Source organism: Pseudomonas sp. MF6751 (assembly GCF_016613265.1).
Taxonomy (GTDB): Bacteria; Pseudomonadota; Gammaproteobacteria; order Pseudomonadales; family Pseudomonadaceae; genus Aquipseudomonas; species Aquipseudomonas fluorescens_BV.
The window spans coordinates 1-20493 of the sequence record NZ_JAENSV010000007.1 but is presented as its reverse complement, the minus strand read 5'-3'; the positions used below and the strand labels follow the sequence as shown (position 1 = coordinate 20493).

The following is a 20493-nucleotide window of genomic DNA, read 5'->3' as shown; positions in this document are numbered from 1 at the left end:
AAAAGCCCCACCCGAAGGTGAGGCGGTTTCTCAGCCCTTCCTGAACTACAGAAAGATGAACTTGGCGATAAAGATCGCGCACAGCACCCACAGGCTGATGGAAATCTCACGGTACTTGCCGGTGCCGGCCTTCAACGCCACATAGGTGATAAAGCCCAGGGCGATTCCGTCGGCGACCGAAAATGTCAACGGCATCATGATCGCGGTCACGATGGCCGGAATGCTGTCGGTGGCTTCATCCCAATTGATATGGGCCATGCTCGCCATCATCAGCATTGCCACGTAAATCAATGCGCCCGCCGTGGCATAGGCGGGAATCATGCCCGCCAGCGGCGCGAAAAACATCGCCGCCACAAACAGCACGCCTACGGTCACGGCAGTCAAGCCGGTGCGGCCGCCGGCAGCTACACCAGCAGCACTTTCCACATAGCTGGTCACGGGCGGCACGCCAACCATGGCGCCGAACACGCTGGAAGCACTGTCGGCCTTTAAAGCACGAGACAGGTTGTCGATCTTGCCGTCTGCCTTGACTAGCCCGGCGCGTTGGGCAACGCCCATCAGTGTACCGGCAGTGTCGAACATGTGTACAAAAAGAAAGGCAAATACCACGCTTATCATGCTCACATTGAACACACCCATCACGTCCATGGCCATCCAGGTCGGTGCCAGGCTCGGTGGGGTAGAGAGAATGCCGTTGTAATGCACCAGGCCCAGGCCCCAGCCCACCAGGGTCACGGCGATGATGCTGATCAGGATCGCGCCGAATACGCGGTGGTAACTGAGGATGGCGATCAGCAGGAAGCACACCGCCGCCAGCAATGGGGCGGGTTCATGCAGGGAGCCGAGCTTGATCAGAGTGGCCGGGCTGTCGACGATGATGCCGGCGGTTTTCAGGCCGATCACCCCCAGGAACAGGCCCACGCCCGCGCCCATGGCATGACGCAGGCTGACCGGGATACTGTTGAGCAACCATTCGCGGATACGCGACAGCGTCAGGATCATGAACAGCACACCCGAGACAAATACCGCACCGAGGGCGGTTTCCCAGTTGTAGCCCATGGTGCCGACCACGGTGTAGGTGAAAAACGCGTTCAAGCCCATGCCCGGCGCCAGGCCCACTGGCCAGTTGGCGTACAGGCCCATCAACAGGCAGCCCAGCGCGGCGGCGATGCAGGTGGCGACGAAAGCCGCGCCGTGATCGATACCGGCATCGGCCATGATGTTGGGGTTGACGAAAATGATGTAGGCCATGGTGATAAAGGTGGTGAGGCCGGCGATCAGCTCGGTCTTCACTGTGGTGCCATGCAAGCGCAGTTTGAACAGGCGCTCCAGCCAACCGCCTCGGGGCGCGGCCAGATCCAACGTAGGGGCTTCGGTTTTACGGCTATCCACAGCGAGTACTCCTCAATCGTTTTATTGTTATTTCCAGCGCCGGTTACATGAGTGGGCAACCGCGCTTTGAGGTACTGGCGGGCTTTGTTGACCAAAAGGTCAGAAACTCGCACGAGGCGAATTATGCTTTTGTATACAAATAAAGCAAATAATGTTTTCGATTGTCTCGGCGAAAACGGATGAAAGGCCCAGGCCAAGGGATTTATTCTGCACGACGCCTTGAAACAAGCCTTCGATACCCGCACCTTGTGGGCGCAAGCATTCGGTCAGCGCGGCGAAAAGGGGAGCCCCATGTACAAGGTTTATGGCGATTACAAGTCGGGCAATTGCTACAAGGTCAAATTGATGCTCAATCTGTTGGGCATCCCGTATGAATGGATCGATATCGATATCCTCAAGGGCGATACCCAGACCCCGGCGTTCCTGGCCAAGAACCCCAATGGCAAGGTCCCGGTATTGGAGCTCGAAGATGGCACCTGCCTGTGGGAGTCCAACGCGATCCTCAACTTCCTCGCCGATGGCAGCGAATTTCTGCCGACCGAACCGCGCCTGCGCACGCAAGTCCTGCAGTGGCAATTCTTCGAGCAATACAGCCACGAGCCCTACATTGCGGTGGCGCGGTTCATTCAGTTTTACCTGAACATGCCCGAGGATCGGCTGGAAGAATACAAGACCACCCACAAAGGCGGTTACAAGGCCTTGAGAGTGATGGAGCGTCAGCTTCAAGCCACGCCTTATTTAGTGGGTGAGCAATTTTCCATTGCCGATATTGCGTTGTATGCCTACACCCATGTGGCCCATGAAGGCGGCTTTGACCTGGCGCCGTATCCGGCGGTGCAGGCGTGGTTGCAGCGGGTGGCCAGTCATCCTCGGTATGTGCCGATGCTCGACTGATTCACTCGGTCCAATGTGGGAGCTGGCTTGCCTGCGATAGCGTCACCCTGGTGCCCCGGCTAAACCGAGGTGTCTGCATCGCAGACAAGCCAGCTCCCACATTCAGCGCGGCGGCGTGTCAGGCAGTGCTTTGTTGAGCAGTTCAAAGCAGCGCTGCGCCGCCGGGCTCAAGCCCATCCCGCTACGGCTGATCAACCCGATCTCCCGATTCACCCCGGGATGATCGATGCTGATCCGCTTCAAACCTTCCAGGCTATCGGCCGCTGACTCCGGCAACACACTGATGCCCAGGCCCTGGCGCACCAAGGCCAATACGGTCGACATGTAGTTGGCCTCCATGCCGGCGTTCAGCGTCAACCGTGTCTCATCGAACAGCGTGTCCACTTGCTCGCGCACACTGCTGTCGCGCCCGGTCAGGATGATCGGCTGGTCCGCCAATTGTTCCAGCGTCAGTTGGCGATGGCGGGCGAGCGCATGGCCTGACGGCACAAATGCGCACAAACGATCATTAAGCACGGGCACGAAGTCCAGGCCGTGGCTCAGGCGGGCGCGCACGCCGATGCCGAAATCCACTTCGCCGTTGCGGACCTTTGCGTGAATGCGCTGGGCCACCAGGTCATGCAGGCGCACTTCAATGCCGGCGAAGCGTTCGCGAAACAGGCGCAAGGCTGGGGGCAGGGCGCCAGCGCAGACTGAGGGCAGGGCGGCGATGGTTACCACTCCACGGCGCAAGGCGGCGAGGTCGCGGGAGCCGGTGACGATGTTGTCCAGGTCCAGCAGCAGTTTTTCCATGGGCCCGCGCGCCTCCTGGCCCGCAGCGGTAATGCTCACGTGGCGCGGGCTGCGGTCGAGCAGCGCGACGCCGAGCCAGTCTTCCAGTTGTTGCACCTGCACGGTGAGGGCCGACGGCGAAAGGTGTAACTCGTTGGCCGCTTTGGTGAAACTGCCAGTGCGGGCCACCGCGAGGAAGGCCTGGATGTGCTGGATCGAGTTTTTCATTTTGTTTTTCCGAACGTGCTAGGCCGAATATTCCAATTTACAAAGACTAACCCGCTTCCAATACTCCAGGGAAAACAATAACCGGCCAACCAGGCCGCCCTGGAGTAACCCATGCTCGCAACCCTGGGTGTCATCACCATCCTGTGCCTGCTCACTGCCGTCATGAGCAAGCGCCTCTCGCCACTGGTGGCCTTGATCGCCTTGCCGATCATCGCTGCGCTGATCGGCGGCTTCGGCCTGCAAACCAGTGCCTTCATCATTACCGGTATCAAGAACGTCGCCCCGGTGGTCGGCATGTTTGTGTTCGCGATACTGTTTTTCGGGATCATGACCGACGCGGGCATGCTCGATCCCATCATTGATCGCATCCTGCGCACGGTCGGCACGCGTCCTACACGGATTGTGGTGGGGACCGCGACCCTGGCGTTGCTGGTGCACCTGGACGGCTCTGGCGCGGTGACCTTTCTGGTGACGGTGCCGGCGATGCTGCCGCTGTATACGCGGCTGGGCATTGATAAACGCATCCTCGCCTGCGTGTGTGCGATGGCCGCCGGCGTCAACTTCCTGCCCTGGACCGGCCCGGTGCTGCGTTCGTCGGCGGCGCTGCATGTGCCGGTGGCCGACCTGTTCCAGCCGCTGATCCCGGTGCAGATCGTCGGGCTGATCTTTGTTTTCGCCTGCGCCTGGTGGTTGGGCCATCGCGAAGAAAAACGCCTGGGCCTGGGCGCCGGTTCCAGCGTGGAGGCGGTGCCGCAACGAGTGCTCAGCGATGACGACATCAAGCTGCGCCGTCCACGGTTGTTCTGGGTCAACCTGGTGCTGACCGTGCTGGTGATGGTGGTGATGATCGCCGGCTGGGTCGACCCGGTGGTGATGTTCATGCTCGGCACCGTGGTTGCGTTGTGCATCAACTACCCCAACGTGGACGCCCAGCGTGCGCGCATTGACGCCCATGCGAAAACCGCCCTGACCATGGCCAGTATCCTGCTCGCCGCTGGGGTATTTACCGGCATCATGCAAGGCACCGGCATGCTCAAGGCCATCGCCGAAGTGGCGGTGGCGCAGATTCCGGCGGGCCACGGCAAGTTGATCCCGGCCGTCGTGGGCTTTTTGTCCATGCCCATGAGCATGTTGTTTGACCCCGATTCCTACTATTTCGGCGTGATGCCGGTGATCGCCGAAGTCGGCAAGGCCCTGGGCGTCGACCCGCTTCAGGTGGCCCAGGCTTCGCTGCTGGGCGTGCACACCACCGGCTTCCCGGTCAGCCCGCTGACCCCTGCGACCTTCCTGCTGGTGGGCCTGTGCAAGATCGAACTGGCCGATCACCAGCGCTTCACCATTCCTTTCCTGTTTGCCGCCTCGGTGTTGATGACCCTGACGGCGTTGCTCCTGGGAGTGATTTGACATGAACACCTTGCGCATCGGCTCCGGCGCCGGCTACTCCGGCGACCGTATAGAACCTGCTGTAGAACTGGCCGAACACGGCGACCTGGATTACCTGGTCTTCGAATGCCTGGCCGAACGCACCATCGCCCTGGCGCAACAGGCGCGTATCAGCGACCCGCAAGGCGGTTATGACCCGCTGCTGGCTGAGCGCATGCGCCGTGTCTTGCCCTTTGTGGGGCAGGGGACGGGGCGTCGACGCCTGCGGGTGATCACCAACATGGGCGCGGCCAGCCCGCTGGCGGCGGCCAGTGAAGTACGGCGCATTGCTGGCGAGCTGGGCCTGGGCCTCAAGGTTGTGGCAGTGGTCGGGGATGACGTGCTGCATACCTTGTCTGCCGAGCAGTTGCTGGATAACGGCCAGACCGTAGGCGCATTGGGTGAGCGGTTGATTTCTGCCAATGCCTACCTGGGCGTGGAGGGCATTGTTCAAGCGTTGCGCGCCGACGCCGATGTGGTGATCACCGGGCGCGTGGCCGACCCTTCGCTGTTCCTGGCGCCGCAGATGTTCGAGTTCGGCTGGGCCTTCGATGATTGGCCGCGACTGGGCCGGGGCACGCTGGTGGGGCATTTGCTTGAGTGCGCGGGGCAGGTCAGTGGCGGTTACTTCGCCGATCCCGGCTTCAAGGATGTGGAGGACCTGGCGCGCCTGGGCTTTCCCCTGGCCGAGATCGACGCCGACGGCAATGCAGTGATCACCAAGGTGGCAGGCTCGGGTGGGCGGGTCAGCCGCGCGACCTGCGCCGAACAACTGATTTATGAAGTTCACGACCCGGCAGCCTACTTGACCCCGGATGTGACGGCCGACTTTTCCCAGGTCGGGTTTGTCGAGGAGGGCGTGGACCGGGTGCGTGCCCAGGGAGCCAGTGGGCGTGCCCGGCCTGATCAACTGAAGGTCAGCGTCGGTTATCTGGACGGTTGGATTGGTGAAGGGCAGATGTCTTACGGCGGTCCCGGCGCTGTCGCACGGGCCGAGTTGGCGCGGGAAGTGGTGCTCAGGCGTCTCGCGTTGATAGGGGTCAACATGCAGGACCTGCGTGCCGAGTTGATCGGCATGGATTCATTGCACGGCCCTCGCAGCAGCGTCGAGCCTTGGGAAGTGCGCCTGCGGGTTGCCGCCCGTTGTGACGAGCGCAGCGACGCCGTGCGGGTCGGCAATGAAGTAGAGACCCTCTACACCAACGGCCCGGCCGGCGGCGGTGGGGCGAGCAAGAGCGTGCGTCAGGTGGTGGCGGTGGCGTCGTTGCTGTTGCCCCGTGAAGCGGTCAAACCGAGGATTGAAGAATGAAACTGCACAGGCTGGCCCATTCCCGCACCGGGGATAAGGGTGACACGTCGAACATCTCTATCATTGCCTATCGCGCCGAGGATTATCCGTTGCTGTGTGAACAGCTGACGGCTGAGCGCGTGGCCGAGTTCTTTGTCGATTTACGCGATCCCGATGCGGCACCGGTTCAGCGCCATGAGTTGCCGAACGTGCAGGCCCTGAACTTCGTCCTGCCGGGAATCCTGCGCGGCGGCGTAACCCGCTCGCTGGCCCTGGACGCCCACGGCAAGTGCCTGGGTTCGGCACTGCTGGATCTCGACCTGACAATACCGACTTAAGAACACCGCAGAGCAAATGTGGGAGCTGGCTTGCCTGCGATGCGGGCACCGCGGTGCAGCAGATGTACGGCGGTGATGCAATCGCAGGCAAGCCAGCTCCCACATTGACCGCCGTGTGCTTCAGATCGCAGCGAAGCGCTTGTCCAGGTAGTCAATGATCACCTTGGAGTCATACATCCAGGTGGTCTGGCCGTTCTCTTCGATGCGCAGGCACGGCACTTTGATCTTGCCGCCTTGCTCCAGCAGGGTCTGGCGGTCCTGCTCGTTGTTCTTCGCGTCCTTGAGCGCCACCGGCACATTCAGGCGGTGCAGGGTGCGACGGGTCTTCACGCAGAACGGGCAGGCGTGGAACTGATACAGGGTCAGGTCCTTGGCTGCAGCATTGACCTTGGCCTGTTGCTCGGCAGGGCGTTGTTTTTTACGTGGGCGGGTAAGAAAGTCGCCCGCGATGATGACGTGGCCGAGGCCCACTCGAAGTGCTTTGACGAACATGGCTGAAACCTCTTGCCCATGACTGAGGGGGCGCAGCTTACCTGATTTCTGCAGGCGAAAAAAAACCGGCGATGAGCGCCGGTTCCTTCCTGCCCAGCCGGTTACTTGATCAGGCTGAGAAATTCGCTGCGGGTGGCCGCGTTCTCGCGGAACTCACCCAGCATCACCGAGGTGATCATCGACGAATTCTGTTTCTCGACACCGCGCATCATCATGCACATGTGCTTGGCCTCGATCACCACGGCCACGCCCAGGGCGCCTGTCACTTCCAATACGGCGTCGGCGATCTGGCGGCTGAGGTTTTCCTGGATCTGCAAGCGGCGCGCATACATGTCGACAATACGCGCGACCTTCGACAGGCCCAGCACTTTGCCGCTCGGAATATACGCCACATGGGCCTTGCCGATAAACGGCAGCAGGTGGTGCTCGCACAACGAGTACAGCTCGATGTCCTTGACCAGCACCATTTCGCTGTTGTCAGAGCTGAACAAGGCACCGTTGGTGACTTCCTCGAGTGTCTGTTCATAGCCGCGGCAGAGATACTGCATTGCCTTGGCGGCACGCTTTGGCGTGTCGAGCAGGCCCTCGCGGGACACGTCCTCGCCGAGTTGACCGAGGATCGCGGTGTAATTCTGTTCCAGGGACATGAAACTACCTGTGGGATTTTCGCAAAGCGCAAGGTTACGGTGGCGGACACATCGCTGCAAGCCTGACGATGGCACTTGTTACTCGTCGCGCCCTTCCATCATGGTGCGCTTGAGCATCACATACACCGCGCCGGCACCGCCGTGACGAGCCTGGCAGGAGGTAAAGCCGAGCACCTGGGCATGCTGGCGCAGCCAGGTATTGACGTGGCTTTTGATCATCGGCCGCTTGCCATCCAACCGCACCGCCTTGCCGTGGGTGACGCGCACGCAGCGGATTTCGAATTTGGTCGCTTCGGCCAGGAAGGCCCAGAGGGTTTCCCGGGCTTTTTCCACGGTCATGCCGTGCAGGTCGAGGCTGCCTTCGAACGGGATCTGGCCGGCCTTGAGCTTGCGCATCTGGCTTTCCTGCACGCCGTCGCGGGCCCACATCAGTTCATCTTCGGGGCCGACGTCGATCACGAACTGGTCCGACAGGCCGTCCACGGTAGTGGCATCGGTGCGCACGGTCGCGGCCTGGCGCAGCTTGGCGATCTGCGCCCGGTCAGTCTTGGGTTTGCCGGTGTCGGCGCGGTCGTGCTTGATCGGCTTGACGCCGCGCAGCTCGTTTTTGAACAGGGAAAAATCGTCGTCTTGCATGTCAGCCTCCGCGAAGGGCGGGCAGTTTACCTAAATCGCGGCGGCCAGGGCGCAGGAAACGCTATCCAAGCGCCATCAGTCGTGTTTTTTCATCAGGTGAGAGGCGATATTCAGCGACAGCGGCTGGCGCATTTTCCGGCGGCTGCGACGCCACAACCACACGCCCAACCACAGCACCAGCAAGCCGATCCCCAGCAGGAGTGCCGAGCCGCCCGGGCTGGCATTCAGTTCGCCCAGGGCGGGCGAATGCCCAAACAGGCCGGCGCCACCAGCGCCCGCCAACAACAAGCCTACTATCGCCAGCAACGCGGCCATGCACGCTACCAGGCGCAGACGCCAATTGCTCGGGCCCTTGGGGCGCAAGCGACGAGCATCAAAACCATCGGATATCTTCATTCCGACCTTTCCTCCAGGGTATCGGCCCTTCGACCGGAAGATACACAGGTTGTTCCGGGGGGAGAGGTAAATGCGCCAAATGAGAGGGCTTTGCGGATGAGCGGAGCAATAAACACACCGCTCACCGCCAGCAGCCTCAGATCAAGTCTTTGGCCAGCGCCAGGGTGGCGAAGTTGTCGGCCATGATGGCCATTTCGGTTTGCTGCACATGCTCGGCGCTCAGGATACCGCCCTTGTAGGGCAGGTCGCGGGTGGCGCAGGCGTCTTCCACCAGGGTGCAGCGAAAGCCCAGGTTCTTGGCCGCGCGCACGGTGGTGCTGACGCTGGAGTGGCTCATGAAACCGCAGACGATCAGGTCCAGGGAGCCGAGGTCTTGCAGGTGTTTTTCCAGGCCGGTGCCATGGAAGGCGCTGGGCAGCAGTTTGCCGATGATGGTTTCGTCACCCTCAGGCTCAAGGCCCGGAATGAATTCGCCGCGCTCGCCCTGGGGGTCAAACAGGCCGCCCACGGTGCCCAGGTGGCGCACATGCACAATCGGGCGCCCGGCATTGCGCGCTGCGGTCACAAGCTGCTTGATGTTCTCTACCGCCGCGTCCATGCCCGAGAGGGCGAGCGGGCCGCTGAGGTATTCTTTCTGGGCGTCGATGATCACCAGGGTCGCATGATTGAGGTTGGCTGCTGCGTAACCGCGACCGCTGAGTTGAAACATCGTCTTTGGAACGGACATTCTGGGGCTCCTGTGAGTGGGGCTTTTGCGACATTGTCCACTGGCTGAGCGCTTCTGTGAATCGCTACTATCGTAAGGTACGCCGTTGCTGGCGTGCAGCCATGTCAAGAGGCAGGCCTGTTTAACACAATGCGGGCAGATTCGATGAAATCCGACGTACGGCGCCAGGTTTTTCGTACATCGTCGGTACAGGTGAAGGCTGTTAGAATCGCCAGTCGTTTTTTCCAGGAGCTTGCCCCCGTGATCACTTCCCGCCTGCGCACCTTGCGCGACCATATCCGTTGGGCTGTCAGCCGTTTCCATGGGGAAGACCTGTTTTTTGGCCATGGCACCGACAATGCCTGGGACGAAGCCCGGCAATTGGTGCTGGGCGCCTTGCACCTGCCGTGGGAAATCGCCGACAGCTATTTGGATTGCAACCTGGAAGAAGAGGAGATCTCCCATGTGCAGCGCTTGCTGCATCGACGTATCCACGAGCGAGTGCCAACGGCCTACCTGTTGAAGGAGGCCTGGTTTTGCGGCATGTCGTTTATCGTCGATGAGCGCGTATTGATCCCGCGTTCACCCATAGGCGAGCTGATTGAAGACCGCTTCGAACCCTGGCTGGCCCAGCCGCCGGCACGCATCCTCGACCTGTGCACCGGCTCCGGTTGCATCGGCATCGCCTGTGCCTATGAATTCCCCGAGGCCGAAGTGGTGCTGGGAGACTTGTCCTTCGAAGCCCTGGAAGTGGCGAACCAGAACATCGAGCGCCATGGCGTCGACGAGCGGGTCTACACCGTGCAGGGCGATGGTTTTGACGGGTTACCCGGCCAGCGTTTCGACCTCATCGTGTCGAACCCGCCCTACGTGGATGCCGAAGATTTCGCCGACATGCCCGATGAATACCAGCACGAACCGGAACTGGGCCTGGCCTGCGGTGACGACGGCCTGAACCTGGTACGCCGGATGCTGGCCGAAGCGGCGGACCACCTGACCGAGAAGGGGCTGCTGATTGTCGAAGTGGGCAACAGCCAGGTGCATGTGGAGGCGCTGTACCCGGAAGTGGATTTCGCCTGGCTGGACTTCAAGCGCGGTGGGCATGGGGTGTTCATGCTCACGGCTGAACAGTGCCGCGATCATCAGGCAGTATTTGCCGCACGGGTCTAACTGAAGAAACTGGGCCAATGTGGGAGCTGGCTTGCCTGCGATAGCGGTGGGTCAGCTTGCACTTGTGCTACTGATACATCGCTATCGCAGGCAAGCCAGCTCCCACATTTTAATTGCATTTCAATCTATCAGCGGTGCGTGGCAATCCAGATCAACAACCCCGCCTGAAACACCGTAAACGCCACCAGACAGGTGATGGTAAAGCGCAGCCCGCTGTCTTCACGCTTGAACTTGGTGACTTTTTCCTCTTCCTTGCGCAGCTTCACTTCCTGCTCCGCCAGATTCTGCTCTGCCTGTTGCAGCATCTGCGCGGCTTCCAGGATCTCTACGAACTGCACTTTTTCAGTGTTCCAACTGTCGAGCACGTCGCTGACCTTGCCGGGTTGCACATTGCCCTTGAGGTGCTGCACATCGGCATAGGCCACATCAAATCCCTGGATACGCAGGAAGTGATCGCGGCGCAGGCGCGTGGCTTCGTTGAGGGCGTCCTTGTTGGCCAGGTCCACGCCGTCGACGCGGTAGTGTGACCACTTCTTCTTCGCCCAGGCGGCGCCTTGGGCCACCAGGAAGCGCCCGATACCGCGGTTGGCCGGCTCGATTTCCAGGCTGTTGCCGGGCCCGAAGTGCACGCGGTGTTTATCGTGATCGACCCAGATATCCAGGTGGTTCTGCTCGCGCCGTACTCGCTGGCCCGGTAACTGGATGACCATGCGCAACAGACTGTGGTGTTTGTCGTGGCGTTCGGCATAGCCGAACTGCACAAAGCGCAACGGCCGTGCGCCGGTCGCGCGGTCGGTGGCCAGCGGGGCCAGGCGCAGCATCTTGAAATGTTCGGCGTGAACGTCGGCCCACGGCAGGGCCGCTGCGGCGCCAGCTTCGGTTGCGGCCGTGGTCTCGGCGGTCGATTCGGGTGTTGTTTCGGTGGTTGTCATGCGGCGCGATCCTGTCCAAGCCCTGCGAGCCGACAGTCTTTTTACTGTCGACTCTGGACTTATCGGCCGTTTTTTCCAGGACTGGAGGCCAATTGCCGCTTAACGGGGTTGAAGTCCTTCGATAAAGCTGACGATACGTTGGCCCAGCTCCGCAGCCAGCGGCAGTTTCGGGTCATTGTAGGAGGCCAGTTGCTGCTTCACGTTATTGGGCACGATGCGCATCACGTGGTTCATGCCTTCGATCACCGTCAACTGCGCGTCGGGCTTGGCCTGCTTCAGTTGCCGGGCGTCGCCTACGCCAACCTGGATATCGTTGGTGCCCTGAATGATCAGCGCCGGCATGTCCAGGCGCGCAAAGGCGGCCGACGGATCGGCGCGGAACAGGCTGATCAGATACGGCTGCACGCTGGGTCGGAAAATACCCTCCAATGGGCGCGGCACGTCGGCGTCCACCTGGCCGGCCTTGAGGTGATCGAGTATTTCATTGCTGCGCAGCAGCAGGGCAGGGGGCAAGTGATCGGCCAGTTGCTGACGGATAACCTGATCTACCGGGCGGGCGCTGCCAGACAAGGAAATGACCCCGGCCGGTTCAAGTTGCGGCGCGGCGAGGGCGGCGACCAGCGCGCCCTCACTGTGGCCCAGAACAATCAGCGGGCCCATGCGCTTGTCGGCCTTGAGCAACTTGCCCCAGGCCACGGCGTCGGCCACATACGCCTCCAGGGTCAGGTTGCGTTCATCCGGCGTGGCCGCCAGGCTTGCGGCCACGCCGCGCTTGTCGTAGCGCACGCTGGCGATGTTATGCCGGGCCAGTACCCAGGCCAGGCGCTTGAGGCTGTCATTGCGCGCGCCGTCGGCGCTGTTGCCGTTACGGTCGGTGGGGCCGGAGCCGGCGATGATCAGCACCACCGGCACCGGTTTATCCGATTGCGGCAACAGCAGGGAACCAAAGAGTTGGCCGCTGCCGGTGTCGAGGCTGATCGGGCGTTGCAAGACAACAGGGGAGGCGGCCTGGGCCACGGCGGTGAACAGGGTGAGGGTGAACAGCAGAACTCGCAGCATCATAGCGCCATCATTGGAGAGGTGCCGGTTGGACCAACGTCTACCGGTAAGGTTTCGAGGATGAACTAGTCGGTTAGCCTGCGTATACTGGCCGCCTTAAGTTATTACGGTTGACTTGATTCAACTGATTTCACGGAGCGCCCTGCATGTCCGGCAATACCTTCGGCAAGCTGTTCACTGTCACCACCGCGGGCGAAAGCCATGGCCCGGCGTTGGTCGCCATTGTCGACGGCTGCCCGCCAGGCCTCGAGCTGAGCCTGGACGACCTGCAGCACGATCTCGACCGCCGCAAGCCCGGCACCAGCCGCCACACCACCCAGCGCCAGGAACCGGACGAAGTCGAAATCCTCTCCGGAATATTCGAAGGCCGCACCACGGGCTGCGCCATTGGCCTGTTGATTCGTAACACCGACCAGAAGTCCAAGGACTACTCGGCGATCAAGGACCTGTTCCGCCCGGCCCATGCCGACTACACCTACCACCACAAATACGGCGAACGCGACTACCGTGGCGGTGGCCGCAGCTCGGCGCGTGAAACCGCCATGCGCGTGGCCGCTGGCGCCATCGCCAAGAAATACCTGGCTACCCAGGGCATCGTCATCCGAGGCTACATGAGCCAGTTGGGCCCGATTGAAATCCCGTTCAAGACGTGGGACAGCGTCGAAGACAACGCCTTCTTCTGCCCCGACCCGGACAAGGTGCCGGAACTGGAGGCCTACATGGACCAGTTGCGCCGCGACCAGGACTCGGTCGGCGCGAAGATCACTGTCGTGGCCGAAGGCGTGAAACCGGGCCTGGGTGAGCCGATCTTTGATCGCCTCGACGCCGAACTGGCCCATGCGTTGATGAGCATCAACGCGGTGAAAGGCGTGGAAATCGGTGCCGGCTTCGCCTGCGTATCCCAGCGCGGTACCGAGCATCGCGATGAGATGACCCCTGAAGGTTTCCTCAGCAACAACGCGGGCGGCATCCTCGGCGGTATTTCTTCCGGCCAGCCGATCGTGGCGCACCTGGCGCTCAAGGCCACGTCGAGCATTACCACGCCTGGCCGTTCGATCGATGTGCACGGCAACCCGGTGGATGTGATCACCAAGGGCCGCCACGACCCGTGCGTCGGCATCCGTGCCACACCGATTGCCGAAGCCATGATGGCCATCGTGTTGATGGACCATCTGCTGCGCAACCGCGGGCAAAATGCCGATGTGCGCGTGAGTACCCCGATACTGGGCCAACTGTGATCGCCTGGGGCAATGAGCGAGCTTGTTGTGGCGAGCGAGCTTGCTCGCGCTGGGCTGCGCAGCAGCCCCAATAACATGCTCCCACCGCTCCCATACTGGCGCCTCTCCAGCTTCTACCTCTTCTATTTCGCCCTGCTGGGGGCGACCGCGCCGTTCCTGGCGCTGTACTTCGATCACCTCGGTTTCTCCAGCGCGCGCATCGGCGAGCTGGTGGCCATCCCCATGCTGATGCGCTGCGTGGCCCCCAACCTGTGGGGCTGGATCGGCGACTACACCGGCCGGCGCCTGGCCATTGTGCGATTCGGCGCGGTGTGCACCCTGGCCAGCTTCTGCCTGATTTTTGTCAGCAAGACCTACGCCTGGCTGGCGCTGGTGATGGCCCTGCACGCGTTCTTCTGGCACGCGGTGCTGCCGCAGTTCGAAGTCATCACCCTGGCCCACCTGCACAAGCAAACCTCGCGCTACAGCCAGATCCGTCTGTGGGGCTCCATTGGTTTCATCCTTACTGTGGTGGTCATGGGGCGCCTGTTCGATTGGCTGAGCCTGGATATTTACCCGGTGGTGGTCGTGGTGATCATGGCCGGCATCATCGGCGCCAGCCTGTGGGTACCGAACGCGCAGCCGGCCAGCCACGGCAACCGCCTGGCTGGCGATGGCTTTCTCAAGCAATTGCGCAGCCCCGGCGTGTTGGCGTTTTATGCCTGCGTGGCGCTGATGCAAATGAGCCATGGCCCGTATTACACCTTCCTCACCCTGCACCTGGAGCATTTGGGCTACAGCCGTGGCGTGATCGGCCTGCTGTGGGCGCTGGGGGTGGTGGCGGAAGTGCTGATGTTCCTGGCCATGAGCCGTATTCTTGCGCGCTTTTCGGTGCGCCGGGTGCTGCTCGCCAGCTTCTTGCTGGCGGCGCTGCGCTGGTGGCTGCTGGGTTCATTTGCCGAGGTTTTCTGGCTGCTGCTGGTGGCGCAGTTAATGCACGCCGCCACGTTCGGCAGCTTCCACGCGGCCGCAATTGCCTTTGTGCAACGCAGCTTCGGTGACCGCCAGCAAGGCCAGGGCCAGGCCCTTTATGCCGCGCTGGCCGGCACCGGCGGCGCGCTCGGCGCCCTGTATTCCGGTTACAGTTGGAACCTGCTGGGGCCAACCTTCACGTTCAGTATCGCCAGCCTCGCGGCCCTGGCCGCCGCCATTATCATTGGCCTTCGATTGCAAGAGCCGAACCAAGGAACCGTGCAATGAGCTATGTAGCCGTCTACTCCATCGCCACCCCGGACACCCCGAACAAAGTGTTGACCCATGCCGACGACATCCAGTCGACCCTGGCCGAGCACGGTGTGCGGTTCGAGCGCTGGCAGCCAAGCCCAATCGAGAAGGGCGCCAGTGCGACGCAGATGATCGCCGCGTACCAGGCGCAGATCGATGCTCTGGGCTACGCCGCTGTTGAAGTGGTCAGCGTGACCCACGACCATCCACAGAAAGACGAGTTACGCGCACAGTTCCTGGATGAACGTACCTACAGTGAAGATGAAGTGCGTTTCTTCATCGCAGGCCAGGGGCTGTTTACGCTGCACATAGGCGACTATGTGTACAGCTTGCGCTGTGAGAAGAATGACTTGCTGATCATCCCGGCCGGTGTACCGCACTGGTTCGACATCGGCGAAAACCCGCACTGTGTGACACTGCGTTTGTTCAACACAGCCCGAGGCGTTGTGCCCTCCTTGACCGGTGATGCGATTGCCACCCGCTTTCCAGGGCTGGATGACTAAGCATAGATAACTGAATGTTCAACCCTGGCAAGTTGGAAGTTGCTGTGGGAAGAAACTTAATTATTTGTAGGGCAAAGCTGTTTGTTCGGTGCTGTGCGCTTTGATTCCACTCTTTATGTAACTCTCTGTTCGGCGTCAATGTTTATGCCATCTGTCAATGGGAGGAATCCGAAAGATGGCAGCGCATCAGCAGATATAAGGAGAGAACAATGAGTGGCCCCGAGGAGACGTATCGCCCGTTGGTTATCGTGCCGACGGCTATCAGAAAACGCATGAGCTTGTCCGGCAAGCCCCTGACTTCCACCGAGCTGGAAATCCTGCGATGGGCCTCCGAGGGCAAGACCGTCTGGGAAATCAGCCAGATTCGCGCCACCTCTGAAGCCACGGTTAAATTTCATCTGCGCAACATCTACGGCAAGTTGGATGTCACCAACCGTGTACAGGCAAAGAATGAGGCCGCCCGCCAGGGCTTATGTTAACGGCATGAAAAAGGGCCGCGACGCTGAGTAGCGTCGCGGCCCTTTTTTCAGATTTCCAGCTTAGGCCGAATGATAAGTCGGCAGCGCAAAGCGGTTCTGGCTTTGCAGCATCGAAATCTGCGGCAGTTCGCTGGCTTGTTCAGCCAAGTCACGGCGAATGGCGCTGATCACCCAAGTCAGTTGGTCGGCAGTGTGCAACTGCTGATAAGAGATCGAGCGCTTGACCTGCTTACCTTCGCTGTTGCGCAGGGTCAACAGGATGCCGCCGTCCGGACGTGGCTGGGTGGTGACGTCGTAGTTGGAGAATACCGAAGCGAATTTATCTTGGATCAGGCTCATGTCTATCAGCTCCATTGGCTCAAGTTGGCAAGCATGGAGTGATAGGTGCAGTGATTGTGCCAGTATTGGGATTAATAGAAAATCCTTATAAATCAGGCATTTATAAATTTATAGGATTTTCATTTTCGTGCAATTTGCATGAAGGGCCATCGTGCATCCTGCATTTTGCGCTATCCGCCCAGTGGTTTTTCCGCAAGGAGCGGAAGGGCTGTAATGATACTGACCGCCTTTTGCTCGGAAAAATCCACATACACGATATAGGCGTATCCCCCCGCTAACTACGATGCGAAGCGAGCCGCTCTTGATCTTGCTCTTGATCTGCTTTTGATCTCAGGCGCCCCGTTAAACCACGCTGGCCGAACGCAGGCTTGAATTCGTGGGTAACCCGGCAGGACGCCGGGTTAGCCGCCCCGCGCCATGGATGGCGCGGGGCGGCGGCCCACGGATTCAAGACTGTGTTCGGGCACACCGAGCCTAGGCGAGGTGCCGAGTGGTGGGGCTGAGCGTTTTGCTTACTTTTGCGCTTTTTCAAAAGTGAGCCGCCGTCAGGCGGAACCCTAAGTGGCCGTTACCGCAGGAATGGATATCTACACAATCCAACTGTGTCGCCTGTCAGGCCGCCTTCGCGAGCAAGCCCGCTCCCACAATTGGATCGTGGGATGTCAGGTAGAGAAGTGTCGGCTGGTAGGTCGTCATCGCAGGCAAGCCAGCTCCCACAGTTGGAGCGCGGGGCGGCAGGGAGATAAGCATCGGGCAGCCGCCACGGGATACAAAACTTTTCAAATCCCGCGTGTACAGCCAAAGAACCGCTGACGTATTTTCCGCTACACCAGTCGATGTACCTGGACCAGACCAAGAATAAGAAAAGGGACGTCCCGCCATGACTCATCAGCAAATCGACATGATCACCTGGCGCATGATGCTGCGTAAGGTGCCTGCCATCGTTCGGGCGCTACCACGGGTGGTGCGCGGCATGCGTGCGGCCAACGTCACCGACCCCAGCCAACCCTGCGGCCTGGGCTGGCATTTCGAACAAGCCACCTTGCGTAACCCGGAGGGTGCTGCCCTGCTGTATGGGGACAGCGTGATCAGCTACCGAGACGCCAATCAGCGCGCCAATCGCATTGCCCATCACTTGCAGGCCCAGGGCATCCGCAAGGGTGACGTGGTGGCGCTGTTTATCGAGAATCGCCCCGAGTTGCTGCTCAACGTGCTGGCCGTGGCCAAGCTGGGCGGCATCTGCGCCATGCTCAATACGGCGCAAACTCAAGGGGCGCTGGTACACAGCCTGACCCTGGTCAATCCGGTTGCCATTGTGGTCGGTGCCGAATTGCTGAGCCCTTACGCAGCAGTGCGTGATCAAGTTCAGATCCCTGCCGGGCGCACCTGGTTCGTGGCCGATCAGCCCGATAGTAGGGTGCCCGACGGCTACATCGACCTGATGGCCGCCAGTGCCGAAAGCCCGGTGGACAACCCGGCAAGTTCGGCGCAGGTGTTCTTCCACGATCCCTGCTTCTATATCTACACCTCCGGCACCACCGGCTTGCCCAAGGCCGGCATCATGAAGCACGGGCGCTGGACCAAAACCGCCGTGAGCTTCGGCAGTATCGCCCTGGACATGGGGCCGCAGGACGTCCTCTATTGCACCTTGCCGCTGTACCACGCCACCGGCTTGTGCGTGTGCTGGGGGGCGGCGATTATCGGCGCTTCGGGCTTTGCCATTCGGCGCAAATTCAGCGCCAGCCAGTTCTGGGACGATGCACGCCAGTTCAAGGCGACCACCCTGGGCTATGTCGGTGAGCTGTGCCGCTATCTGCTCGACCAGCCCGCGAGTGCGCAGGACCGCGATAACCAGGTGACCAAAATGGTCGGCAACGGCCTGCGCCCCGGTGTGTGGGCGCAGTTCAAGCAGCGTTATGGCGTGGAGCATATCTGCGAACTCTATGCCGCCAGCGACGGCAATATCGGCTTTACCAACGTGCTGAATTTTGACAACACCATCGGCTTTTGCCTGCAGCATTGGGCGCTGGTGGATTACGCCCATGACAGCGGTGAACCGCTGCGCGGCAACAATGGGTTCATGGTCAAGGTGCCCACTGGCGGGCAGGGCCTGCTATTGGCGCGCATTGATGATAAGTCGCCCTTCGACGGTTACACCGACCCGGAAAAGAACCGCAAGGTGGTACTGACCGACGTATTCGAAAAAGGCGACCGCTATTTCAACACCGGCGACCTGGTTCGCAGCATCGGTTTCGGCCATGCGCAATTTGTCGATCGCCTGGGGGATACCTATCGCTGGAAGGGCGAAAACGTCTCGACTACCGAGGTGGAAAACGTCCTGCTGAAACACCCGCAGATCGCTGAAGTGGTGGCCTATGGCGTCGAGATCGACAACACCAACGGCCGCGCCGGCATGGTCGCCATCACCCCCTGCGAATCCCTGGCCAGCCTGGACATGCGCGAACTGCTGCAATTCGCCCACGGCCAGTTGCCCCCTTATGCGGTGCCGTTGTTTTTGCGGATCAAGGTGAAGATGGAAACCACCGGCACGTTCAAGTACCAGAAAGTGAAGCTCAAGGAGCAAGGGTTCGACCCGGACAAGGCTGGCAATGACCCGGTCTACGCCTGGTTGCCGGGTTCGGACACCTATGTGCCGGTGACCGGGCAATTGCTGGCGCAGATCCAGGGCGGCCAATTCCGTTATTGATTCTGGCTATGGCGGCTTTTGACAAAAAAGCCATGACACCGGGGAACTCCATCGCGACACTGGGCGCCTTAAACAGTTATGTCAGTCGCCTCAGCAAGGAGCCCCCATGTCAGATCAGCCTAAACAAATGACCGAAGACGAAGCCGCCGAGTTTGCCGAGCAAGTCTTCGACGTCGCTCGGCGCGGCGACGCCGCCATGCTTGCCGCACTGTTGGCGAAAGGCCTGCCGGCCAACTTTCGTAATCACAATGGCGACACCTTGTTGATGCTCGCGGCGTACCACGGCCATGCCGAGGCGGTCAAAGTGTTGCTGGAGTTCAAGGCCGACCCCCTGATCGCCAACGACAAGAACCAGTTGCCGATTGCCGGCGCGGCGTTCAAAGGCAACCTGCCGGTGGTCCAGGCGTTGATCGAGGGCGGCACGCCGATTGACGCGGCCTCCTCGGACGGGCGTACGGCCTTGATGATGGCGGCGATGTTCAACCGCGTTGACATGGTTGATTACCTGCTCGGTAAAGGCGCAAACCCCAAGACCACCGATGCACAAGGCGCGACGGCGCTGGCCGCGGCGCAGACCATGGGCGCGGTGGATACGGCGGCGCAGTTGCAGAAACTGGTGTAGGCTACGCGCCCTTCAAAACTTGCCCGTTACAGGACCGCCCCATGAAAACCGCCCTCGTCGAACTCATCAGCAAAATCAGCGCCGGCGTCATGGGTGAGGACGAAGTAGCGCGTATTGCCGACGAAGCGGCCCAGGCCTACGCGGACCCTGCGGCGTTCCTGGCGGCCAATCCGGATATCAACTACGACGACAGTTTCCCGATCCCGCTGGGAGAGTGGGTGGTGGTCGGTAGCCTGCCGGACACGGTGTTGTTCCAGGCCGACACCTATGGCGACCTGTTTGCCCAGATCGTCGCGTCGTTCGGTCCGGGCGTGGCGTTCAACCTCAAGCCCAAGCAACTGGCCAAGACCGAAGACCTGACCGCGCTCAACCGCATCCAGATCCAGATGAGCGCTCTGAGCCCGGAAGACGGCGGTTATGTGCTGATGAACTTCAGCCAGTTGCTGGATGACGAGATCCAGGCAGTGCTGGTGTTCGGTAACGACCTGCCGCGGGTGCTGGAACTGTGTGCCGAAGTCGGCATCAAGGCCGAGCCCTCGCTTGAAGCCTTGAAGATTGCCGTACACGTCTGAAATAAAACGGAACCCGCGCCAAGGCTGACTATCCTACAAGGGCATGCCCTCACTTAGGAGCGACACCATGGGTTCCACGTTTAATAGTCTGATTGGCCTGATCATCCTCGCGCTGGATATCTGGGCGATCATCAACGTGTTCAAAAGCGGCGCCAGCACCGGCGCCAAAGTGCTGTGGATCCTGTTGATCCTGCTGTTGCCAGTGCTGGGCCTGATCATCTGGGCTATCGCCGGGCCGCGCGGTAACGTGCGGATCTGAGCCCTAATGCCAGTGTAATTAGATGGACTCGCCCAAGCCGAGGCGTCTATGCGCCACGGTGGCATTCTTATAGAAGCCAACGACAGCGAGGGCGAGCCCATGAAAAAGCATACGACGATCAATCAGTCTTTGTCAGCCGA

General features: G+C 60.8%; 23 protein-coding genes. 13 read left to right on the top strand and 10 right to left on the bottom strand.

Annotated elements, in window-relative coordinates; genetic code table 11:
- Positions 1-45: 45 nt before the first annotated feature.
- Positions 46-1392: an NCS2 family permease gene (locus JJD66_RS08500; RefSeq protein ID WP_200647956.1), complete on the bottom strand. Its 1347-nt coding sequence runs from the start codon at positions 1390-1392 to the stop codon at positions 46-48.
- Between the two features lie 291 nt (positions 1393-1683).
- Between JJD66_RS08500 and JJD66_RS08495 the strand changes: the two genes are divergently transcribed.
- Positions 1684-2286 carry a glutathione S-transferase family protein gene (locus tag JJD66_RS08495; protein WP_105229169.1) on the top strand — a complete coding sequence of 201 codons (603 nt, stop codon included), beginning with the start codon at positions 1684-1686 and terminating at the stop codon, positions 2284-2286.
- 102 nt (positions 2287-2388) lie between these two features.
- Here the strand turns inward: JJD66_RS08495 and JJD66_RS08490 are convergent, their stop codons facing one another.
- Positions 2389-3285, bottom strand: a complete 897-nt coding sequence (locus JJD66_RS08490) for a LysR family transcriptional regulator (RefSeq protein ID WP_105227523.1) — start codon at positions 3283-3285, stop codon at positions 2389-2391.
- A 111-nt stretch (positions 3286-3396) separates the two neighbouring features.
- On the opposite strand from JJD66_RS08490, the gene JJD66_RS08485 reads away from it, so the two are divergent.
- From JJD66_RS08485 to JJD66_RS08475, 3 genes are read left to right on the top strand one after another with little or no spacing between them, the layout of a single operon-like run.
- Positions 3397-4689, top strand: coding sequence for a CitMHS family transporter (locus JJD66_RS08485; RefSeq protein ID WP_198715156.1), 1293 nt, complete (start codon positions 3397-3399; stop codon positions 4687-4689).
- A 1-nt stretch (position 4690) separates the two neighbouring features.
- Complete coding sequence (locus JJD66_RS08480) at positions 4691-6016, top strand: acyclic terpene utilization AtuA family protein (RefSeq protein WP_200647955.1); 1326 nt, start codon at positions 4691-4693, stop codon at positions 6014-6016.
- Positions 6013-6333 carry an AtuA-related protein gene (locus JJD66_RS08475; RefSeq protein ID WP_105227518.1) on the top strand — a complete coding sequence of 107 codons (321 nt, stop codon included), beginning with the start codon at positions 6013-6015 and terminating at the stop codon, positions 6331-6333. Before JJD66_RS08480 ends, JJD66_RS08475 begins: the two co-directional genes overlap by 4 nt.
- A 120-nt stretch (positions 6334-6453) precedes the next feature.
- Here the strand turns inward: JJD66_RS08475 and JJD66_RS08470 are convergent, their stop codons facing one another.
- The 5 genes from JJD66_RS08470 to JJD66_RS08450 all read right to left on the bottom strand — a co-directional run bounded on the left by JJD66_RS08470 (position 6454) and on the right by JJD66_RS08450 (position 9231).
- Complete coding sequence (locus JJD66_RS08470) at positions 6454-6825, bottom strand: glutathione S-transferase N-terminal domain-containing protein (protein WP_020302241.1); 372 nt, start codon at positions 6823-6825, stop codon at positions 6454-6456.
- 101 nt (positions 6826-6926) lie between these two features.
- Positions 6927-7472, bottom strand: a complete 546-nt coding sequence (gene folE / locus JJD66_RS08465; RefSeq protein ID WP_014719282.1) for a GTP cyclohydrolase I FolE — start codon at positions 7470-7472, stop codon at positions 6927-6929.
- A 78-nt stretch (positions 7473-7550) separates the two neighbouring features.
- Entirely contained in the window at positions 7551-8108 is a 558-nt protein-coding gene (locus JJD66_RS08460) for a Smr/MutS family protein (RefSeq protein ID WP_003192796.1), read from the bottom strand.
- Between the two features lie 75 nt (positions 8109-8183).
- Entirely contained in the window at positions 8184-8504 is a 321-nt protein-coding gene (locus JJD66_RS08455) for a hypothetical protein (RefSeq protein ID WP_014719281.1), read from the bottom strand.
- 136 nt (positions 8505-8640) lie between these two features.
- Positions 8641-9231, bottom strand: a complete 591-nt coding sequence (locus tag JJD66_RS08450) for a cysteine hydrolase family protein (RefSeq protein WP_057977001.1) — start codon at positions 9229-9231, stop codon at positions 8641-8643.
- A 240-nt stretch (positions 9232-9471) separates the two neighbouring features.
- Here JJD66_RS08450 and prmB point away from each other — a divergent pair, with 240 nt between their 5' ends.
- Positions 9472-10380 carry a 50S ribosomal protein L3 N(5)-glutamine methyltransferase gene (gene prmB / locus JJD66_RS08445; protein ID WP_105227516.1) on the top strand — a complete coding sequence of 303 codons (909 nt, stop codon included), beginning with the start codon at positions 9472-9474 and terminating at the stop codon, positions 10378-10380.
- A gap of 128 nt (positions 10381-10508) precedes the next feature.
- Here prmB and JJD66_RS08440 read toward each other — a convergent pair whose 3' ends face one another.
- Together JJD66_RS08440 and JJD66_RS08435 are read right to left on the bottom strand one after the other, a co-directional pair.
- Positions 10509-11312 (bottom strand): hypothetical protein, encoded by an 804-nt coding sequence (locus JJD66_RS08440; protein WP_034126144.1) that lies wholly within the window; start codon positions 11310-11312, stop codon positions 10509-10511.
- 99 nt (positions 11313-11411) lie between these two features.
- Positions 11412-12374, bottom strand: a complete 963-nt coding sequence (locus JJD66_RS08435; protein ID WP_019818577.1) for an alpha/beta hydrolase — start codon at positions 12372-12374, stop codon at positions 11412-11414.
- 143 nt (positions 12375-12517) lie between these two features.
- On the opposite strand from JJD66_RS08435, the gene aroC reads away from it, so the two are divergent.
- From aroC to JJD66_RS08415, 4 genes are all read left to right on the top strand, one after another.
- On the top strand, positions 12518-13609 hold the full coding sequence (aroC, locus tag JJD66_RS08430; protein WP_198715153.1) for a chorismate synthase: 1092 nt from the start codon (positions 12518-12520) through the stop codon (positions 13607-13609).
- 75 nt (positions 13610-13684) lie between these two features.
- Positions 13685-14848 (top strand): MFS transporter, encoded by a 1164-nt coding sequence (locus JJD66_RS08425; RefSeq protein ID WP_034126374.1) that lies wholly within the window; start codon positions 13685-13687, stop codon positions 14846-14848.
- On the top strand, positions 14845-15375 hold the full coding sequence (locus tag JJD66_RS08420) for a 1,2-dihydroxy-3-keto-5-methylthiopentene dioxygenase (RefSeq protein WP_105227512.1): 531 nt from the start codon (positions 14845-14847) through the stop codon (positions 15373-15375). Before JJD66_RS08425 ends, JJD66_RS08420 begins: the two co-directional genes overlap by 4 nt.
- A gap of 209 nt (positions 15376-15584) precedes the next feature.
- The gene (locus JJD66_RS08415) at positions 15585-15854 is read left to right on the top strand and encodes a response regulator transcription factor (RefSeq protein ID WP_054896323.1); all 270 of its coding nucleotides are present in this window, start codon (positions 15585-15587) and stop codon (positions 15852-15854) included.
- Positions 15855-15914: 60 nt separating this feature from the next.
- On the opposite strand, the gene JJD66_RS08410 is transcribed toward JJD66_RS08415, so the two are convergent.
- Complete coding sequence (locus tag JJD66_RS08410) at positions 15915-16193, bottom strand: DUF3509 domain-containing protein (RefSeq protein ID WP_003172952.1); 279 nt, start codon at positions 16191-16193, stop codon at positions 15915-15917.
- Between the two features lie 880 nt (positions 16194-17073).
- Between JJD66_RS08410 and JJD66_RS08405 the strand changes: the two genes are divergently transcribed.
- From JJD66_RS08405 to JJD66_RS08390, 4 genes are all read left to right on the top strand, one after another.
- Entirely contained in the window at positions 17074-18900 is a 1827-nt protein-coding gene (locus JJD66_RS08405) for a long-chain-acyl-CoA synthetase (RefSeq protein ID WP_200647954.1), read from the top strand.
- 106 nt (positions 18901-19006) lie between these two features.
- Positions 19007-19522: an ankyrin repeat domain-containing protein gene (locus tag JJD66_RS08400; protein WP_200647953.1), complete on the top strand. Its 516-nt coding sequence runs from the start codon at positions 19007-19009 to the stop codon at positions 19520-19522.
- Positions 19523-19563: 41 nt separating this feature from the next.
- Entirely contained in the window at positions 19564-20094 is a 531-nt protein-coding gene (locus tag JJD66_RS08395; RefSeq protein ID WP_200647952.1) for a hypothetical protein, read from the top strand.
- 67 nt (positions 20095-20161) lie between these two features.
- Positions 20162-20353: a PLDc N-terminal domain-containing protein gene (locus JJD66_RS08390; RefSeq protein WP_003192770.1), complete on the top strand. Its 192-nt coding sequence runs from the start codon at positions 20162-20164 to the stop codon at positions 20351-20353.
- Positions 20354-20493 lie beyond the last annotated feature (140 nt).

Coding starts and splice junctions, on each gene's coding strand:
- JJD66_RS08495 (WP_105229169.1), top strand. CDS start 1,684: ATGTACAAGGTTTATGGCGATTACAAGTCGGGCAATTGCTACAAGGTC.
- JJD66_RS08490 (WP_105227523.1), bottom strand. CDS start 3,285: ATGAAAAACTCGATCCAGCACATCCAGGCCTTCCTCGCGGTGGCCCGC.
- JJD66_RS08485 (WP_198715156.1), top strand. CDS start 3,397: ATGCTCGCAACCCTGGGTGTCATCACCATCCTGTGCCTGCTCACTGCC.
- JJD66_RS08480 (WP_200647955.1), top strand. CDS start 4,691: ATGAACACCTTGCGCATCGGCTCCGGCGCCGGCTACTCCGGCGACCGT.
- JJD66_RS08475 (WP_105227518.1), top strand. CDS start 6,013: ATGAAACTGCACAGGCTGGCCCATTCCCGCACCGGGGATAAGGGTGAC.
- JJD66_RS08470 (WP_020302241.1), bottom strand. CDS start 6,825: ATGTTCGTCAAAGCACTTCGAGTGGGCCTCGGCCACGTCATCATCGCG.
- folE (WP_014719282.1), bottom strand. CDS start 7,472: ATGTCCCTGGAACAGAATTACACCGCGATCCTCGGTCAACTCGGCGAG.
- JJD66_RS08460 (WP_003192796.1), bottom strand. CDS start 8,108: ATGCAAGACGACGATTTTTCCCTGTTCAAAAACGAGCTGCGCGGCGTC.
- JJD66_RS08455 (WP_014719281.1), bottom strand. CDS start 8,504: ATGAAGATATCCGATGGTTTTGATGCTCGTCGCTTGCGCCCCAAGGGC.
- JJD66_RS08450 (WP_057977001.1), bottom strand. CDS start 9,231: ATGTCCGTTCCAAAGACGATGTTTCAACTCAGCGGTCGCGGTTACGCA.
- JJD66_RS08440 (WP_034126144.1), bottom strand. CDS start 11,312: ATGACAACCACCGAAACAACACCCGAATCGACCGCCGAGACCACGGCC.
- JJD66_RS08435 (WP_019818577.1), bottom strand. CDS start 12,374: ATGATGCTGCGAGTTCTGCTGTTCACCCTCACCCTGTTCACCGCCGTG.
- aroC (WP_198715153.1), top strand. CDS start 12,518: ATGTCCGGCAATACCTTCGGCAAGCTGTTCACTGTCACCACCGCGGGC.
- JJD66_RS08425 (WP_034126374.1), top strand. CDS start 13,685: ATGCTCCCACCGCTCCCATACTGGCGCCTCTCCAGCTTCTACCTCTTC.
- JJD66_RS08420 (WP_105227512.1), top strand. CDS start 14,845: ATGAGCTATGTAGCCGTCTACTCCATCGCCACCCCGGACACCCCGAAC.
- JJD66_RS08415 (WP_054896323.1), top strand. CDS start 15,585: ATGAGTGGCCCCGAGGAGACGTATCGCCCGTTGGTTATCGTGCCGACG.
- JJD66_RS08410 (WP_003172952.1), bottom strand. CDS start 16,193: ATGAGCCTGATCCAAGATAAATTCGCTTCGGTATTCTCCAACTACGAC.
- JJD66_RS08405 (WP_200647954.1), top strand. CDS start 17,074: ATGACTCATCAGCAAATCGACATGATCACCTGGCGCATGATGCTGCGT.
- JJD66_RS08400 (WP_200647953.1), top strand. CDS start 19,007: ATGTCAGATCAGCCTAAACAAATGACCGAAGACGAAGCCGCCGAGTTT.
- JJD66_RS08395 (WP_200647952.1), top strand. CDS start 19,564: ATGAAAACCGCCCTCGTCGAACTCATCAGCAAAATCAGCGCCGGCGTC.
- JJD66_RS08390 (WP_003192770.1), top strand. CDS start 20,162: ATGGGTTCCACGTTTAATAGTCTGATTGGCCTGATCATCCTCGCGCTG.